Genomic DNA, 10,534 nt, shown 5'->3' on the forward strand with positions numbered 1-10,534 from the left:
CTCCACACCCGCTTCGCCCCAGCCCTCAACGCAGCCCGCTCCCCCTCCACCACCCCCGACCCCACCCCGTACGCCGACGACCTCCTCACCCGCTGGCAGGAGCCCCAGCGCCACTACCACACGCTCACCCACCTCACCGCGGTCCTGGACCACATCGACGAACTGGCCGAGCACGCCGACGACCCGGACGTCGTACGCCTCGCCGCCTGGTTCCACGACGCGGTCTACCTCCCCGACCGCTCGGAGAACGAAGAACGCTCCGCCCGCCTAGCCGAACGCGCCCTCCCCGAAGCCGGCGTCCCCGCACACCGCACCGCCGAGGTGGCCCGCCTGGTCCGCCTCACCACGACCCACGCCCCCGCCCCCGACGACCACGACGGCCAGGTCCTCTGCGACGCCGACCTCGCGATCCTCGCCGCGCCGCCCTCCGCGTACGCCGCGTACACGGCCGCCGTCCGCGAGGAGTACCACTTCGTTCCGAACGACGCCTTCCGCGAGGGCCGGGCCGCGATCCTGCGTCAACTCCTCGACCTGCCAAGCCTGTTCAGCACGCCGTACGGCAAGGAGAAGTGGGCGGCCACGGCCCGCTACAACCTCTCCTCCGAGCTGGAAATGCTGTCGCTCTGACCGGCCCGCCGCCGTAGCCTGCACGGCATGCGAGACATAAGCGGGGAACGGGTGGAGCAGGCCGTCGAAAGCTGCGCGGCGCTGTTGCGCACGGTGGCGGACCGGGACTGGACGGCCGCCAGGGCCGGGCGGCTGGACTGGAACTGCCGCGACACCGCGCACCATGTCGCCGACGACCTCGCCGCCTACGCCGGCAACCTGGCCGGACGTGCGCGGGAGAAGTACGTCCCGTTCGAGATCGCCCTGCAGGACGGCGTCGACAACGCGGACCTGATCCACATCATCGAGACCACCGGCGCCATCCTCACCGCCACCATCCGCACCACACCCCCCGAGGTACGAGCCTTCCACCCGTACCCGTTCCGCAGCGCGAACCGCGAGGGCTTCGCCGCGATGGGCGTCGCCGAGGTCATCCTCCACACCCACGACATCGCCGAGGGGCTCGGCGTCGCGTACGAACCGCCCGCCGCACTCCCCGAGTTCGTCCTCACCCGGATCTTCCCGGACGTCCAGCCCGGCCCCGACCACTGGCGCACCCTGCTCTGGGCCACCGGCCGCGGCGACCTGCCCGGCCGGGAGCCGGTCACCGAGTGGCGCTGGCACAACAACCTCGTCCTCTCCACCGAGCGCCTCACCCTCCAGGGCGTCACCCCCGCGTCCGCCGCCGATCTGAGCGTGGGCGGGGACGGCGGGTTCGCCTGGGTCGTGGGCGGCCCCTACGCGGGGACGCGGGAGGCGGCCGGCATGGTGCTGAAGGCCCGTGAGGCGGGCGTGCACCGGCCCGAGTTCGGCCTGTTCGTCCTCGTACGGAAGGAGGACGGCCTGGCGGTCGGCGGCATGGGCTTCCACGGTGCTCCCGACGAGGAGGGCCGTGCGGAGGTCGGCTACGACCTGGTCGAGGGCGCCCGCGGCCGCGGCTACGCGAGCGAGGCCCTGACCGCCCTGTCGGAGTGGGCCCTGGCCAGGGACGACGTCCACGCCCTCCGCGCCACCGTCGAGGCCGCCAACCTCCCCTCCCAGGCCGTGGCCACCCGCGCCGGGTATGCAAGGGCGCCCCAGGAGGAACCGGAGGAACCGGACCTGGAAGAGCAGGACACGGACGGGACGCTCCAGCTCTACATCCGACAGTGACCCACGTCACATCCCCCCATGTCACAACCCGCCGAGCCGTCTCGTCATAGCTGTGTACCCGACGACAACGGCAAGGGAGTTGGCCATGAACGCCCGTCTGAACCTCTTCGAGAACCCCATCGCCGGCAAGGTCATCAAGCACTTCGCCGCGGCCGGCAAGGCGGTGCACGACTCGCCGCTGCCGCTCGGCACGCAGCACCTTGTGACGCTCCGGGCCAGCCAGATCAACGGCTGCGGCTTCTGCACCGACATGCACAGCAAGGACGCGGTGGCCGCCGGCGAGGACTGGCTGCGGCTCAACCTGGTCGCCGCCTGGCGGGAGGCCACCTGTTTCACCGAGGCCGAGCGCGCCGCCCTGGAGCTCACCGAGCAGGGCACCCGCATCGCGGACGGGGCCGGCGGGGTCCCGGACGAGATCTGGGAGAACGCCGCCAAGCACTACGACGAGGAACAGCTCGCCGCCCTGGTGATCCTTATCGCGATGATCAACACCTACAACCGGCTGAACGTCATGATCCAGCAGCCCGCGGGCAGCTACCAGCCGGGACAGTTCGCCTAGAACCGGTCGCGAGCAAGCCGTTCTGCCCGAGGCCGGGGGACGCGGGCACTAACCATTCGCCCGCCCCTTCGGCCTCCGCAGCCCCGCCCCGTGCAACAACCGCACCACCTCACGGCTGCTGACCTCCACCGCCCCCGCCCGCACCACCTCGGCGTAACGATGGGACGGGATGTCGTAGTGGTCCCGCTCGAAGGCCCGTCGCGGAACGCCCAACTCGTCGGCGAACTCGTGCAGTTCGTCGTACGACACGTCGCTCACGAGGTGGGACCACATCCGGCCGTGCCCCGGCCAGGTCGGGGGGTCTATGTAGATCGCCACGACGTCACGCGCTCCCCGTCGGCCCCGTCGGCCCCGTCGGCCCCGTTGGCCCCGTTGGCCCCGTTGGCCCCGTTGGCCCCGTCGGACCCGTCGGACCCGTCGGTCCCGCCGACCTCAGCGCCCCCAGCGCCGCGACCTTCACACCCGCCTGGTGGCACACCCAGTGCGGATCCGGCCCCAGCTCCGGCTCGACCTCCAGCGCATGCGGATCCCCGGAGCCGCACACCGGGCACAGCGGCCAGCGGCCGTACCGGTCGAGCAGCGCGTCCTGTACGTCCTGGGCGACCAGCCCAGCCACGTACTCCACGCCGTCCGGCCACTGCTCCACCCACCAGCGCCGCTGTACGACCGCTTCCTCGACCAGCGACACGACGTCCGCCTCGGCGACCTCGCCCGCGACCAGGTCGGCGAGCACGAGGGCGCGGGCCGTGTGCAGTGCCTGCTCCAGCGGACTGATGGGTTCCATGGACCTATTGTGCGCACTCTTGACCACGCCTCGGTGTTGAAAATACCTTTCAAGGGTGACCCGTGACGTGAAGGAAACTTTCGGAGCGCGCGTGGGCGCCGCACCCGCACCCGCCGCCCTCGCCGCCAAGGTGCGCACCCTCGCCCCGTCGATGACCCGCTCCATGCAGCGCGTCGCCGAAGCCGTCGCCCACGACCCGGCGGGCTGCGCGGCCCTCACGGTCACCGGCCTCGCCGAACTCACCGGCACCAGCGAGGCCACCGTCGTCCGCACCGCCCGCCTCCTCGGCTACCCCGGCTACCGCGACCTGCGCCTCGCCCTCGCCGGCCTCGCCGCCCAGCAGCAGTCGGGCCGCGCCCCCGCCATCACGACCGACATCGCCGTGGACGACCCGATCGCGGACGTGGTCGCCAAGCTCGCCTACGACGAACAGCAGACCCTCGCCGACACGGCCGCCGGCCTCGACACGGCGCAGCTCGCGGCGGCCGTGTCGGCTGCCGCGGCGGCCCGCCGTATCGATGTGTACGGCGTCGGTGCGAGCGGGCTGGTCGCGCAGGACCTCACGCAGAAGCTGCTGCGGATAGGGCTCATAGCCCACGCGCACAGCGATCCGCATCTCGCCGTGACGAACGCGGTGCAGTTGCGGGCGGGTGACGTCGCCATCGCCATCACGCACTCCGGGTCCACGGGTGATGTCATCGAGCCGTTGCGGGTCGCGTTCGAGCGGGGGGCCACGACGGTGGCCATCACGGGGCGGCCGGACGGGGCGGTGACTCAGTACGCCGATCACATTCTTACGACGTCCACGGCTCGGGAGAGTGAACTGCGGCCCGCGGCGATGTCCTCCCGGACCAGTCAGCTTCTTGTCGTGGACTGCCTGTTCGTGGGGGTGGCTCAGCGGACGTATGAGACGGCGGCGCCCGCGTTGTCGGCGTCTTATGAGGCGCTGGCGCATCGGCATCGTCGTTAGACCGTAGGTCCGAAGGTTGTGGGTCGTCTGCGGGACCGTCGTGGCTGGTCGCGCCCACGCGGCGGAGCCGCATATCAGCCCAGCCCCGCGCCCCTAGGTCAGACAGCACACCGGAATTGGAAAGAGCCGCCTCCTCATGACCTCCACCTCCAACCCCCGTGACCTCCGTTCCGAGTTGGACTCCCTCACCACCGAGGCCTTCCGGCCCGAGCTCGCGGAGATCGACCGACTCCCCACGCTCGACATCGCCCGGCTCATGAACGGCGAGGACGCCTCCGTGGCGGCGGCCGTCGCGGCGCGGCTTCCCGAGATCGCCGCCGCCATCGACGCCGTCGCCGAGCGGATGGCGCGGGGCGGGCGCCTCGTCTACGCCGGTGCCGGTACCGCCGGGCGCCTCGGTGTGCTCGACGCCTCCGAGTGTCCGCCCACCTTCAACACCGCCCCCTCCCAGGTCGTCGGGATCATCGCGGGAGGGCCGGAGGCCATGGTCACCTCGGTCGAGGGGGCCGAGGACTCCAAGGAGCTGGCCCGTGCCGACCTGGACGCCCTCGCACTCGGCGCCACCGACACGGTGGTCGGCATCTCGGCCTCCGGGCGGACGCCGTACGCGATCGGGGCGGTGGAACACGCCCGTGCGCGGGGCGCGTTGACGATCGGCCTGGCCTGCAATCCGGGCAGCGCCCTCGCGGCGGCGGCCGAGCACGGCATCGAGGTCGTCGTCGGCCCGGAGCTGCTGACCGGCTCGACCCGCCTCAAGGCCGGTACCGCGCAGAAGCTGGTCCTCAACATGCTGTCGACGATCACGATGATCCGGCTGGGCAAGACCTACGGGAACCTGATGGTCGACGTCCGTGCCTCCAACGACAAGCTGCGGGCCCGCTCCCGCCGTATCGTCGCGCTGGCCACGGGTGCGCGGGAGACGGACATCGAGCGGGCGCTGGCGGAAGCGGACGGTGAGGTGAAGACCGCGATCCTGGTCCTGCTGGCGGACGTGGACGGGGCCACGGCCGCCCGGCTCCTGGAGGAGTCGGACGGCCACCTGCGGGCCGCGCTGGCATCGGCCACCTGAGTTCGCCCTGACCCGCCAACTCCCCTGTTAGCGTGACGACATGACGGCTCCGACGACCTTCCGCATCGGCGGCGACCTGGAAGTACGACGGCTCGGATTCGGGGCCATGCGGCTGCGGCCCGACCCCGACCAGGAGGCCCACGCCGCCCACCTCGCGGTCGCCCGGCGGGCCGTGGAACTCGGCGTCACCCTGATCGACACGGCCCATCTGTACGGCTGGGGCGCCAACGAGGAACTCCTCGCCGAGGCCCTGCACCCGTACCCCGACGACCTCGTGATCGCCACGAAGGTCGGCATCCGCCACACCACCGCCGGTGAGGGCTGGCGGCACGCGGGCGAGCCGGCCGACCTCCGCGTCCAGGTCGACGAGGCCCTGCGCAGGCTCCGCCTCGACCGGATCGAGCTGCTCCAACTCCACCGGCTCGACCCGGCCGTCCCGCTCCCCGACCAGGTCGGCGCCCTCCGTGACCTGCGCGACGAGGGCAAGGTGGGCCGGATCGGCCTGTCCGAGGTGACGGTCGACGAACTCGCCGAGGCGCGGTCCGTCGTCGAGATCGCAAGCGTGCAGAACCGCTACAACCTCCTCGACCGCGAGTACGAGCCCGTACTGAAGGCGTGCGAGGCGGCGGGAGTCGCGTTCCTGCCGTGGCGGCCGGTGGCGGCGGGGCAGTCGGGGGCGCGGGCCGGGATCGCCGCCGTGGCGAAGGAGGTCGACGCGACCCCGACCCAGGTCGTCCTGGCCTGGCTGCTCGCGCACTCCCCGGTGATCGTCCCGATCCCGGGCACGACGAGCGTCGCGCACCTGGAGGAGAACGTCGGGGCGGGCGCCGTGCGGCTGACCCAGGAGCAGTACGACCGCCTGGACCGCGTCGCCACCACAGAACCCCCGTAGCCCGCACAACCCTGCCCCGGTCACGTTGGTCTTGTGTGCGTGAACTCTGCGCCGCAACCAGGCGCAGGGCGTTGAGCACGGGAGAAGCACCAATGTCAGCCACCGCCATCCGTCGTACCGTCCTGGCCGCCTCCGCGGTCTCCCTCGCGCTTGTGGTCACCGCCTGCGGAGGCGGCGAGCAGGGTGGTGAGGACAAGCAGGCGAAGGGCGGCACCACGTCCACGTCCGACAAGCCCGCGGCGAAGACGCTCACCGCCGCCGAGCTGGAGAAGCTCGTGGTCGCCCAGGGCGATGTCGAGGGCCACAAGATCACGAAGCCAGGGAAGGCGGACGTCTTCGCGCCCGGTTCCGTGTCTGTCGAGAAGGCCGAGTGCGATGCCGTCGGGCAGGTGCTGTCGGCCCTGCCGGCGGGCAAGCCGACGGCGACCGTCCAGCGCCTCGTGGTCCAGGAGTCCGAGGCGTCCAAGAAGGGCATGCCCTCGATGGAGGAGCTCGCGGAGATGACGGAGAAGGAGGCCGAGGAGGCGACCCTCGACTCGCTCGACATCACCAAGACGATGACCTCCCTCTGGTCCTACGAGGACGACGGTGCCGAGCAGACCCTCGCCACGCTGAGGGAGGCCGGCAAGAAGTGCGCCGGAGGCTTCGCCATGACGATCGACGGTGAGAAGCAGCAGGTCACGAAGGTCAGCGAGGAGAAGCTCACGGCCGGCGAGGACGCCGTCGCCTGGACGGTGGGCACGACGCAGGACGGCAGCGCCGGCGAGACCAAGGTCGTCGTCTTCCGGCAGGGCGCCACGCTCGCAGGCTTCTCGTCCTTCAACATCGCGGCGGTCACCCGGGGCGAGGCCTTCGAGCAGCCGACGGCCGTCGTCGAGGCCCAGGCGACCAAGCTCGGCTGATACGGCCTCCGGCAGGACCGGGTGGGAAGGTTGGGAAGGTCTGGTCTCCAACGCCCTTCCCGCCCGGCCGGCCCGGTCGGGCGGGCCGTTGGCTCAGCAACGCATTTGTCCCTCCCGGTTGGCGCCCCGAACCTGCGCCCGCAGCACCTCCCCGCGCGGCGCCACCTCCACCGCGTCCGGCGGGCAGTCCCACTCCCGCCCACCCTCGACGGGCCGCAACTGCACCCTGCCGCCCACGTGCCCTCTGACCTCGCCGATACGCCCGTCCCGTACATCCACGGCATGACTGCCGACGGCCGGCCGCTCGCCCCGCACCACCGAGGCCAGCTTCTCGGCGACACGGACATTGCAGCGCCCGAGGTCCACGAGCGGGAACGGCTCGTCACTGGCGCCGGTCACCGGATCCACGCACAGAGACGGCAGGACGACCCCGGCACCCACGAGGGCTTCCCGCAACGACGCCACCACTTCTTCGGTCGACGGCACACTTGCCTCCCACGTCCACACAGAGTTTGCGATTCACAACACAGCGTGTCGGGCACGGCTCTAGCCTGGCCATACGGGAGACACCAACATCTCCGATGTTCGACCTGGAGCTGCCATGCCGGGACCCAAGAACCTCGACCCGTCGTCATCGCCCCGCGCGCTGCTGGGCGCGGAATTACGTCACGCCCGCGAAAGAAAGGGCCTCAGCCAGGAGGCCCTGGGCCTGAGGCTGTTCGTCAGCGGCACGTTCGTGGGCCAACTGGAGGCGGGGACGCGGCGGTTGCGGCCGGAGATGGCTCCGCTGGTGGATGAGGTGCTGGGCACGAACGGTTTCTTCGAGCGGAACTGCGAAGCTTCCAACAAGTCCAGGTACCCGGAGCACTTCGCGGAGGCGGCGGAGGCAGAGGCGGAGGCGACGGCGATCAGGCAGTACGCGCCGTTGCTGATCCCGGGGCTGCTGCAGACACCGGGGTACGCCCACGCCGTGAACCGCGCCTATGACCCGACGGCACCCGAAGAGACCATCGACGAGTGGGTGGCGGGCTGGATGGAACGGACACGTCTGCTCGACAACCCAACAACGCCGATGTTGTGGATGGTGCTTGACGAGGCGGTGCTGCGCCGCGAAACGGGCGGGCGGGCGGTGATGGCGGAGGCCCTGAGCCATGTCGCCGACCTGGCCCGGCGGGGCCGCGTCATCGTGCAGGTACTTCCCTTCAGTGCGGGAGCACACAAGTCGATGGAGGGTTCGCTGCGTTTGATGGACTTCGAGGACGCCCCTCCGTTGGTCTACTTCGAGGGGCCCAGCACTGGGCGACTTGAGGACGACCCGGCCACCGTCGCCCAGCTCAGGTTCACCTTCGAACTCCTCACGGCCTCCGCGCTTTCGCCTCAGAAGTCCCTGGCGTTGATCGAGCAGGTGGCGCAGGATTACGCACATGAGGAACATCCCTGAGTACGACCTGAGCACGGCTACCTGGCACAAGTCGAGCTACAGCGGCGGGGGCGGCAACGAGTGCCTGGAAATTGCCCGCTGGCGCAAGTCGACGTACAGCGGTGGAGGCGGGGGCGACTGCCTCGAAGTAGCCGACGGCCACCCCACCCTCGTCCCCGTCCGCGACTCCAAGAACCCCCACGGCCCGAAGCTCATATTCCGCGCACCCGCCTGGGTGGCCTTCGTCGAAGCGGTCAGGATCTGACCTAGTTGCCTCCTAGCGTGGCTGTCATGACTGAGACCACGCACGACAACGCCACCGCCCCTGCCACCGGCGAGCGCGCCGACCTGCTGGAAGCGCTCGCCAAGCAGCGGCACTTCCTGCGGTTCACCACGCGGGACCTGACCGACGAGCAGGCGGGGCAGCGGACCACGGTCAGTGAGCTGTGTCTGGGGGGCCTGATCAAGCACGTCACGTCGGTGGAGCGGCACTGGGTCGAGTTCATCCAGCACGGCCCGTCGGCGATGCCCGACTTCACCGCCATGACGGAGAAGGACTGGGCCGCGCGGGCCGACGAGTTCCGGATGCTGCCCGGCGAGACGCTGGCCGGCGTACTGGCGGCGTACGAGGAAGTGGCCGCCCGGACCGACGAGTTGGTCACCACCCTGCCCGACCTGAACGTCAGCCACCCGCTGCCCAAGGCCCCGTGGAACGAGCCCGGGGCTCGGATGTCGGCCCGCAGGGTGCTGATGCACGTCGTCGCCGAGACGGCCCAGCACTCCGGCCACGCCGACATCATCCGCGAGGCGCTGGACGGCGCGAAGAGCATGGGCTGAGTGCCCCCGAAGCTCAAGCGACCAGCCCCGAGCCCTCTTTGCAAGGAATGGTTGGAGGGCCTCAACCCACCCTCCCACCCCGCGAGTTGACTTGGAGCGTTCGGCTTGCCACGCACAGTGATGGTCGTCTAGCGTGCCCGAATAACGAACAGCCCCCGCCAGGTGCTAGCAACACCTGCGGGGGCTTGACCTACGAGATCGACTGACAAGGACCCGATCCCGTGGCTGACGCCAAGCTTAGTGCTACCTCCCTGCCCGCGCACGCGACCCCGCACCCGATGGCCAATCCGGGCTACGGAAAACGGTCGGCACCCGACCAACACCGCCGCACGAACCACGACTTCGCCGCCCTCCCGCCCCGCGAAGCCGCCATCGCCGCCTACATCGACCGCTTGCCCGACGGCGCCGACATCTCCGTAAAGACGCTGGCCAAGCAGCTCCCGTACGGACAGTGCGCGCTCCGCACGGCCCTCAACAACCTTCAACGGGCAGGCCACTTGCGCCGAGGCCGGGAGCACCTGACCTCCGCATCGGGCGCCGCCCGCTGGATCACCCGATCGTGGTTCTCGCGTACGGCACGCGACGACGCCTGGTGGGCGGCGTTCACGAGGGGCGACGTACCGAAGGAGCCGACGGAACCCCCACCGGACGGCCCGCCCCGCCCGACCCGCTCCCGCGCCCACATCCTGCTGGCCGCCCTCGGCCGCGAGGCCCCCGCGCTGTCGCTGTCGGCCGCCGAGTGCGCGATGCTCGCGCCGCTGGTCGCCGAGTGGTACGCGCGAGGCGCCACCGACGCGGACGTACGCCGCGCCCTGACGACCGGCCTCCCGACCCCGGTCCACCACCCGGCCGCCCTGCTCCGCACCCGCCTGACCAGCAAGCTCCCGCCGGAACCGGCCCCGGCCCGCCCGCCCCTGCGCATCCTGGAGTGCGCGAAATGCGGAGTCCCCGGCCGCCCGGAGGCCCTACCGGGCGGCGTCTGCGGCGCGTGCCGGGGCGAACACGCTCCCACCCGCCGTGTGTCACCCCAGGCCCTCACAGTCCAAGCCCGTGCGGCAGCGATTCGCGCCGAGATGTCTGAACGACGACAGAGGACACGCCAGTGACGGACGACCCGCACTTGTACCGCGAGGACTTCGAGGAGTTGGCCGACGTGGCGCCGCATCACGTGCAGCACGAATTCGTCGATGGGCGGCTTCACACGAAGAGCCCTCTCAACGTCGAGGACTTCGAGGAACTTGAACGTCGGTCCCCGGAGACAGTCCGGCTCGAGTACATCAACGGCGCACTAGGTCGTGTCTTCAAAAGATCTTGAGTGGTGGATCATGGTCGGGTGATACGTT

Annotated in this window: 15 protein-coding genes; 12 read left to right on the forward strand and 3 right to left on the reverse strand. The window is 70.8% G+C overall.

The genetic code is table 11. The annotated features are described in order from the left end of the window. The 3 genes from AQJ67_RS42865 to AQJ67_RS42875 all read left to right on the forward strand — a co-directional run. Window positions 1-627 (forward strand): HD domain-containing protein (locus AQJ67_RS42865; RefSeq protein ID WP_062725376.1); only part of this gene is annotated, 627 nt, incomplete at its 5' end. 27 nt (window positions 628-654) lie between these two features. Next, window positions 655-1,758 carry a GNAT family N-acetyltransferase gene (locus AQJ67_RS42870; protein WP_063807423.1) on the forward strand — a complete coding sequence of 368 codons (1,104 nt, stop codon included), beginning with the start codon at window positions 655-657 and terminating at the stop codon, window positions 1,756-1,758. 85 nt (window positions 1,759-1,843) lie between these two features. Further along, window positions 1,844-2,317, forward strand: coding sequence for a carboxymuconolactone decarboxylase family protein (locus AQJ67_RS42875; RefSeq protein ID WP_062725380.1), 474 nt, complete (start codon window positions 1,844-1,846; stop codon window positions 2,315-2,317). Between the two features lie 48 nt (window positions 2,318-2,365). Here AQJ67_RS42875 and AQJ67_RS42880 read toward each other — a convergent pair whose 3' ends face one another. Together AQJ67_RS42880 and AQJ67_RS42885 are read right to left on the reverse strand one after the other, a co-directional pair. Beyond that, window positions 2,366-2,635, reverse strand: coding sequence for a DUF4031 domain-containing protein (locus AQJ67_RS42880; protein WP_062725382.1), 270 nt, complete (start codon window positions 2,633-2,635; stop codon window positions 2,366-2,368). A gap of 4 nt (window positions 2,636-2,639) precedes the next feature. After that, window positions 2,640-3,101, reverse strand: a complete 462-nt coding sequence (locus tag AQJ67_RS42885; protein WP_244190796.1) for a hypothetical protein — start codon at window positions 3,099-3,101, stop codon at window positions 2,640-2,642. A 55-nt stretch (window positions 3,102-3,156) separates the two neighbouring features. Here AQJ67_RS42885 and AQJ67_RS42890 point away from each other — a divergent pair, with 55 nt between their 5' ends. The 4 genes from AQJ67_RS42890 (at window position 3,157) to AQJ67_RS42905 (ending at window position 6,934) form a co-directional block, all read left to right on the forward strand. Next, the gene (locus AQJ67_RS42890; protein WP_062725384.1) at window positions 3,157-4,071 is read left to right on the forward strand and encodes a MurR/RpiR family transcriptional regulator; all 915 of its coding nucleotides are present in this window, start codon (window positions 3,157-3,159) and stop codon (window positions 4,069-4,071) included. Window positions 4,072-4,207: 136 nt separating this feature from the next. After that, window positions 4,208-5,140, forward strand: a complete 933-nt coding sequence (gene murQ / locus AQJ67_RS42895; protein WP_062725386.1) for an N-acetylmuramic acid 6-phosphate etherase — start codon at window positions 4,208-4,210, stop codon at window positions 5,138-5,140. A gap of 40 nt (window positions 5,141-5,180) precedes the next feature. After that, a complete protein-coding gene (locus AQJ67_RS42900; protein ID WP_062725388.1) occupies window positions 5,181-6,032 on the forward strand; it encodes an aldo/keto reductase in 852 nt (283 codons plus the stop codon). A gap of 92 nt (window positions 6,033-6,124) precedes the next feature. Beyond that, window positions 6,125-6,934: a hypothetical protein gene (locus AQJ67_RS42905; protein ID WP_062725390.1), complete on the forward strand. Its 810-nt coding sequence runs from the start codon at window positions 6,125-6,127 to the stop codon at window positions 6,932-6,934. Window positions 6,935-7,027: 93 nt separating this feature from the next. Here AQJ67_RS42905 and AQJ67_RS42910 read toward each other — a convergent pair whose 3' ends face one another. Then, the gene (locus AQJ67_RS42910) at window positions 7,028-7,420 is read right to left on the reverse strand and encodes a hypothetical protein (protein WP_062725392.1); all 393 of its coding nucleotides are present in this window, start codon (window positions 7,418-7,420) and stop codon (window positions 7,028-7,030) included. 115 nt (window positions 7,421-7,535) lie between these two features. Between AQJ67_RS42910 and AQJ67_RS42915 the strand changes: the two genes are divergently transcribed. From AQJ67_RS42915 to AQJ67_RS42935, 5 genes are all read left to right on the forward strand, one after another. Beyond that, window positions 7,536-8,375 (forward strand): helix-turn-helix domain-containing protein, encoded by an 840-nt coding sequence (locus AQJ67_RS42915; RefSeq protein ID WP_062725394.1) that lies wholly within the window; start codon window positions 7,536-7,538, stop codon window positions 8,373-8,375. Continuing rightward, entirely contained in the window at window positions 8,359-8,619 is a 261-nt protein-coding gene (locus AQJ67_RS42920; RefSeq protein WP_062725396.1) for a DUF397 domain-containing protein, read from the forward strand. Before AQJ67_RS42915 ends, AQJ67_RS42920 begins: the two co-directional genes overlap by 17 nt. Window positions 8,620-8,645: 26 nt before the next feature. After that, window positions 8,646-9,191 carry a DinB family protein gene (locus AQJ67_RS42925; RefSeq protein ID WP_062725398.1) on the forward strand — a complete coding sequence of 182 codons (546 nt, stop codon included), beginning with the start codon at window positions 8,646-8,648 and terminating at the stop codon, window positions 9,189-9,191. A 278-nt stretch (window positions 9,192-9,469) separates the two neighbouring features. Continuing rightward, window positions 9,470-10,297: a hypothetical protein gene (locus AQJ67_RS42930; protein ID WP_062725400.1), complete on the forward strand. Its 828-nt coding sequence runs from the start codon at window positions 9,470-9,472 to the stop codon at window positions 10,295-10,297. After that, window positions 10,294-10,506 (forward strand): hypothetical protein, encoded by a 213-nt coding sequence (locus tag AQJ67_RS42935; RefSeq protein ID WP_062725402.1) that lies wholly within the window; start codon window positions 10,294-10,296, stop codon window positions 10,504-10,506. Before AQJ67_RS42930 ends, AQJ67_RS42935 begins: the two co-directional genes overlap by 4 nt. Window positions 10,507-10,534: the final 28 nt, after the last annotated feature.

Source organism: Streptomyces caeruleatus, from assembly GCF_001514235.1.
Lineage (GTDB): Bacteria > Actinomycetota > Actinomycetes > Streptomycetales > Streptomycetaceae > Streptomyces > Streptomyces caeruleatus.